2 protein-coding genes are annotated in these 1,973 nt (G+C 68.0%); both read right to left on the bottom strand.

What is annotated here, in order from left to right; genetic code table 11:
• Window positions 1-8: 8 nt before the first annotated feature.
• Entirely contained in the window at window positions 9-761 is a 753-nt protein-coding gene (locus tag NA3_RS35235) for an SDR family oxidoreductase (RefSeq protein ID WP_062969243.1), read from the bottom strand.
• A gap of 222 nt (window positions 762-983) precedes the next feature.
• Window positions 984-1,928 (bottom strand): LysR family transcriptional regulator, encoded by a 945-nt coding sequence (locus tag NA3_RS35240; RefSeq protein WP_062969244.1) that lies wholly within the window; start codon window positions 1,926-1,928, stop codon window positions 984-986.
• Between the last annotated feature and the right edge of the window lie 45 nt (window positions 1,929-1,973).

Below are 1,973 nucleotides of genomic sequence, written 5' to 3' on the forward strand. Positions count from 1 at the left end.
CGGTGGGGTCAGCGGGTGGTGTAGCCGCCGTTGGCGAAGATGGTCTGGCCGGTGACCCAGCCGCCGTCGGTGACCAGGAATTCCACCAGTGGGGCGATGTCCTCGATGCGAGTGAGGCGGCCTCCCATGGCCTGGGACTTGTGGAACTCCACTCGCTCGGGGGTTTCCTGCGGGTAGAAGAACGGGGTGTCCATCGGGCCGGGGGCGACGTTGTTGACCGAAATACCGCGCGCGGCGAACTCTTTCGCCGCCGCCCGGGTGAAGTGCTCGACCGGGGCCTTGGCGCCGGCGTAGGTGGAGTAGCCGTCGGTGAACGCCGCCAGCAGCGAGGTGACGATGGTGACGATCTTGCCGCCGTCGTTGAGCCGCTTGCCCGCTTCCTGGAGGAAGAAGTAGGCGGCCTTGGAGTTGATGTCGAACATCGAATCGTATTCGGACTCGGTCGTTTCGGTGATCGGCTTGCGCAGCACCTTGCCGACGGTGTTGACCGCGATGTCCACCGAGCCGAACGCGTCGACGGCGGCGTCGAACAGGCGGCGCATATTCGCCGGGACGGTCAGATCGGCCTGGAACTTGACCGCTTTCGCGCCCGCGGCCTCGATGGCGGCCACCGTCTTGTCGGCGTCGGGCTCGGTGCTCGCACTGTTGAAGTGCACCAGCACATTCGCGCCACGCTCGGCGAGGCCGGTGCTGATGAGGCCACCGAGGTTCTTGGCACCCGCGGCCACGACCGCCGACTTACCTGCCAACACTGTGCTCATAGTGAGAGTCCTTCTCGTCGGTTCGGGAGCTTGCCCATCCGACGCTAGGAGCGCCTCTCACAAATGTGAAACAGTAATTAGTGGTTAACTCACCACTATTGGTTGTTTGCGCAGGGTGTGCTGGCTCGCCGTCCCGGTGCGAGCCCCCGCGGGTCGCCCAGACGTGCGGTCCGAGCCCGTCTCTGTGTGTGCGGTCGTGCCGCGGAATCCGGTGGGGCGGTGTTATCGGCGGGGCGGTGAGGAGATGGTGCGGGGGGTGTCTCCGGTGGTGAGCAGGTCGCGGATGGGTGATCGGGTATGCGGCAGCCATACGCCCTGCACCGGGACCAGGGGCGGGTCGGTGATGTCGATGACCCGCGCGGTGCCCCCGAGCGCCGGACCGGGCGGCTCGGTCACGAAGGCGACCGCGTCCGGGTAGTCCAGGACCGCGGTGGCCGGCGTCGCGCCCTGAATCCGGTTCACCACCAGCGTCGGCTCGAAACCCGCACGGCGGCACGTGCTCAGGATGAAGTCGGTATAGAACGATGTGCCCGGCGGCGCCCAGACGATGAAACGTTCGGCGCGCAGGTCGGGCATGGCGACGGCGCGGTGACCGGCGAGCCGGTGATCGCGGGCGACGGCGATCCGCAACGGGTGATAGGCGATCACCGCCGCCGCCAGCATGGCGGGAACAGTGGCACCACGTCGCAGCGCGAGGTCGACCGAACCGTTCAGGACGGCCGGACCGAGGTCGTCGGGAAACATCTGCACCACGGTGACCGACACGTCCGGCATCCCGCGGCGCACCGGTTCGAGCAGCCCGTGCACCTCCTCGGCGGTGATCGCCGGGGTGTGCGCGACGACGAACGGCCGCCGCTGCGCGGCCGCGGCGTCGCGGACCTGCCGGGCCAGCACCTGCCCGGCCGACAGCAACACCGACGCCCCGTCGCGCAGTGCCTGTCCGGCCGGAGTCAGCCGGACCTGGCGCCCGGTGCGATCGAACAGCGTCACCCCGAGCTGGGATTCCAGTTTGGCGACCGAGGCGCTGAGCGCCTGCTGGCTCAGATGCAACTCTTCGGCAGCCTTGCTGAAACCGGAATGGTCTGCGACACACAGGAATTGCTGCAGCCGCCGCGAGTCCAGCGGCTCTCCGGTCGGCGACACCGCAGGATTGAGCACGTGCGGCATGCTACCCGCGTCACCAGCACTGACAACCACCCTTTGTAGGTAGCC

Source organism: Nocardia africana NBRC 100379 (genome assembly GCF_001612635.1).
GTDB lineage: Bacteria > Actinomycetota > Actinomycetes > Mycobacteriales > Mycobacteriaceae > Nocardia > Nocardia africana.

What these genes read in the sequence shown, in the direction of transcription:
- NA3_RS35240 (WP_062969244.1), bottom strand. Translation starts at nt 1,928, where the DNA reads ATGCCGCACGTGCTCAATCCTGCGGTGTCGCCGACCGGAGAGCCGCTG.
- NA3_RS35235 (WP_062969243.1), bottom strand. Translation starts at nt 761, where the DNA reads ATGAGCACAGTGTTGGCAGGTAAGTCGGCGGTCGTGGCCGCGGGTGCC.